Source organism: Rhizobacter sp. P1_G5, from assembly GCF_056405435.1.
Genome location: NZ_JBFUCB010000656.1, coordinates 1 through 3239 on the forward strand (window position 1 = coordinate 1; position 3239 = coordinate 3239).

At 68.1% G+C, this 3239-nt stretch carries 3 protein-coding genes; 1 reads left to right on the plus strand and 2 read right to left on the minus strand.

All coding sequences use genetic code 11. The features are described 5' to 3' along the window. Positions 1-845 (minus strand): chorismate synthase (aroC, locus tag AC1D12_RS28930; protein WP_477844578.1); only part of this gene is annotated, 845 nt, incomplete at its 3' end. Positions 846-1131: 286 nt separating this feature from the next. Between aroC and AC1D12_RS28935 the strand changes: the two genes are divergently transcribed. Further along, on the plus strand, positions 1132-2223 hold the full coding sequence (locus tag AC1D12_RS28935) for a porin (protein WP_477844580.1): 1092 nt from the start codon (positions 1132-1134) through the stop codon (positions 2221-2223). A gap of 33 nt (positions 2224-2256) precedes the next feature. On the opposite strand, the gene AC1D12_RS28940 is transcribed toward AC1D12_RS28935, so the two are convergent. Further along, positions 2257-3024: an ABC transporter ATP-binding protein gene (locus tag AC1D12_RS28940; protein ID WP_477844582.1), complete on the minus strand. Its 768-nt coding sequence runs from the start codon at positions 3022-3024 to the stop codon at positions 2257-2259. Between the last annotated feature and the right edge of the window lie 215 nt (positions 3025-3239).

Below are 3239 nucleotides of genomic sequence, written 5' to 3' on the forward strand. Positions count from 1 at the left end.
GTGCTGATGCCGCCCAGCACGCCACCGGCGTTGTTGGTGCGGAAGCCCTGYGGCGTCAGCTCGTCGCCATGCTGCGTGCCGCGCTGCGCGACGCTCGCGAAGCCGGCGCCGATCTCGACGCCCTTCACCGCGTTGATGCCCATCATCGCGTAGGCGATGTCGGCGTCGAGCTTGTCGAACAGCGGCTCGCCCAGCCCGACCGGCACCTGCGCCGCCTCGACGCGGATGCGCGCGCCGACCGAATCGCCCGACTTGCGCAGCGCGTCCATGTAGGCCTCGAGTTCGGCGATCTTCGAGGCGTTGGCGGCGAAGAACGGGTTCTCGCCGATGTGCTGGTGGCCCTCGAACGGAATCTCCAGCTCGCCCAGCTGGGTCATGTGGCCGCGGAAGGTGGTGCCGTACTGCGCCTTCAGCCATTTGCGCGCCACGGCGCCGGCGCCGACCATCGGCGCGGTGAGCCGGGCCGACGCGCGCCCGCCGCCGCGCGGGTCGCGGATGCCGTACTTGTGCCAGTAGGTGTAGTCGGCGTGGCCGGGCCGGAAGGTCTGCAGGATGTTGCCGTAGTCCTTGCTGCGCTGGTCGGTGTTGCGGATCAGCAGGCAGATCGGCGTGCCGGTGGTCTTGCCCTCGTAGACGCCGGACAGGATCTCCACCGCATCCGGCTCGTTGCGCTGCGTCACGTGGCGCGAGGTGCCGGGGCGGCGGCGGTCGAGCTCGGGCTGGATGTCGGCCTCGCTGAGCTCCATCCCCGGCGGACAGCCGTCGATCACGCACCCGATGGCCAGCCCGTGCGACTCGCCGAAGTTGGTGACGCGGAACAGGGTGCCGAGGGTGCTGCCGGACATGGGTGCCTTCAAGACGGAAAACGGGAACGAGGCGCCGACACATCGTGATGCGAAGGCGGCCTTGAAGTTTAAGGGTTCGTCCCTTGGGAGCGCAGCCCGGTGCTTCAAGAGCGGAATCCTTGCTGATTCAGCAATGCCGACTTGCCGGTGATGGGGTTTTTCACAGTCAGGGACAACCCTAGCATTCACCCCCAAGACGCAGCACCGGTCGGTGTCTGCCACGCGGTCGGAGTTGGACGCGTGCCTGTGGGACAAGGGGTCCACCTACTGATCGGAGAAGAATCTCATGAAGTTCGCCACCTTTGCAGTGACCGCAGTCGCCCTGGCTGCCGCGTCGGCCGCCAACGCGCAAGACGCACAACAATCCACCACCAACGTGACGCTGTACGGCGTCGCCGATGCCTACGTGCAGTTCGCCAAYGGCGCGGCCAACCTGAGCCGCGTGCAGTCGGGYGGCCTGCAGGGCTCGCGCTTCGGCCTGCGCGTCACCGAAGACCTSGGCGGCGGCCTGCGTGCCCTGGCCGTGCTCGAAAGCGGCGTCAACATCGAYGACGGCACCAAYGGCCAGAACGCSTTCTGGGGCCGCCAGTCRTAYGTCGGCATCGGCTCGGCGCAGYTCGGCACGCTGACCCTGGGTCGCCAGTACGGCAGCATCTACAACCTGTCGAGCGACTTCAGCGAGTTCTCGAACGTCTCGACCGGCGCGAGCACGGCCGTCATCGGCGGCTTCGGCGGCTACGAGCCGGTGCGCGGCGGCACCACCWMCWCGGCCACCGGCAACGGCGGCCCGGCGCGCATCAACAACTCGGTCAAGTACGAGACCCCGACCTTCAGCGGCTTCAAGGCCGGYGCACTGTGGGGCTTCGGCGAGWCCACCGGCGCGACCAACGAKCAGCGCACGGCYGACRTCTAYGCCCGCTACAGCGGCTACGGCTTCGACGCGATGCTGTCGTTCGTCGACGACAAGCAGGACCTGACCTCGCAGGACGTGCGCACGACCTCGGGCGCGGTCGGCTACACGTACGGCGACTGGCACGGCACGGCCGGCSTGATCTCGGTGAACGAYCGCAGCGCGGTGGATGCCGACGGCCAGGGCTTCTGGGTSGGCGGCGACTACCGCTTCGGCGCGAACACGGTGCGCGCGCAGTACGTGCAGAACAAGGCCAAGAACGTGAACGAAGGCAAGACGCAAGCCTTCGGCGTCGGCTACCAGTACGACCTGTCGAAGCGCACGGCGCTGTACAGCGCGGTGACGCGCTTCAAGAACGAAGGCGACGGCTACGCCGACCGCTGGGCCAGCGCCGTGCCGGCCGGCCTGACGAACGCCGGGGATCGCAACATCACCGAGTTCACGACAGGCATCCGCCACAGCTTCTGATTCGGAAGCGGACGTGCTGCGCCGGGCGGTTGCTCAGCCTGGACCAGCCTTGCCGGCGAACTCGGCGAGCACGTCTTCCTTGACGCGCGAGAACGCGAGGCCCACGCGGTCTCGCGGGTGATCGAGCTCCACCGGCACGATGCGGCGGATGYGGCCCGGCCGCGGCTCCATCACCACCACCTTGCCGGCGAGGTAGACGGCTTCCTCGACGTCGTGCGTCACCAGGATCATCGTGATCCCTTCGGCCTGCCAGATGCGGTGCAGCTCCTGCTGCAGGTGGGCGCGCGTCAGCGCGTCGAGCGCGCCGAACGGTTCGTCGAGCAGCAGCACCTCGGGCCGGTTGACCAGCGCACGCGCGATCGCCACCCGCTGCGACATGCCGCCCGACAGCTGGTGCGGCCACGCCGTCTCGAAGCCGGCCAGGCCGACCAGCGCGATGTGCTCGCGCACCGTGTCGGCCTTCTGTTTCTCGCTGAGCTCGCCGTTCAGCAGCCCGAGCCCGATGTTCTGCTCCACCGTGAGCCACGGGAACAGCCGGTGCTCCTGGAACACGATGCCGCGGTTCAGGCTGGTGCCGACGATGCGCTCGCCGTCGAGCAGCACCTCGCCCTGGTAGTTCTCGTCCAGCCCGACGATCAGCCGCAGCAGCGTCGACTTGCCGCAGCCGCTGCTGCCGACGATGCTGACGAACTCGCCCGGGTTGACGGTGAGCGTGATGTCGTCGAGCACGGACAGCGGTTCGCCCTTCACTTCGTACTGCTTGCTCAGGTGCTGGATCTGCAGGGTGCCGGCGTGCGCCATGGTGGAGTGCCTCGGGGTGGAGTGCCGGACCTTAGGAGTGCGACACGGCGCTGTGAACTGCGCATTTCGCGTTTGCATATGTGCCGCGTCCCGCGGCAGGCGAGGTGGTCATCGCCGACCCCGGTCGTCTTCACCTTCGTCAACGACCTGTTGCATCTGATGGGGCTAACCCGAATGGCCGCGAGCACGCGAGCGGCGGCACACTGGTTCAGTTG